Source organism: Pseudorhizobium endolithicum, from assembly GCF_902153245.2.
Taxonomy (GTDB): Bacteria; Pseudomonadota; Alphaproteobacteria; order Rhizobiales; family Rhizobiaceae; genus Neorhizobium; species Neorhizobium endolithicum.
This window is the reverse complement of sequence record NZ_CABFWF030000007.1, coordinates 18,265-18,635: the sequence shown is the minus strand read 5'-3', so window position 1 is coordinate 18,635 and position 371 is coordinate 18,265. Positions and strand designations below refer to the sequence as shown.

The window sequence follows — 371 nt, the reverse complement described above, 5'->3', positions numbered from 1 at the left end:
GAGGAACCTCCGGATCCGTCTTCACTTCCAGCACCACAGGATGACCAGCCGAAATGGCAGCTTGCCAGGCTTCCCCGACCTGCTTTGGATCGTCGACAAAGATCCCGCCAAGGCCGATCAATTCTGCGAACCTGTGATAGGGGACATCCGGAATACGCTGCGAGGCATCGAACTTTGGATCGCCCTGCATGACGCGCTGCTCCCAGGTCACCTGGTTGAGATCTTCATTGTTGAAGACACAGATGACAAAGCGGCGGTCACTCCAGTTCTTCCAGTATTTCGCCACCGTGATCAGTTCGGCCATGTTGCTCATCTGCATGGCGCCGTCTCCGACGAGGCCGATGACCGGACGTTCCGGGTGAGCGAACTTC

At 57.4% G+C, this 371-nt stretch carries 1 protein-coding gene; it reads right to left on the bottom strand.

Annotated features, from left to right (window positions below; genetic code table 11):
- A partial coding sequence (locus tag RTCK_RS20765; protein WP_235988576.1) for a thiamine pyrophosphate-dependent enzyme occupies positions 1-371 on the bottom strand: 371 nt, incomplete at both ends.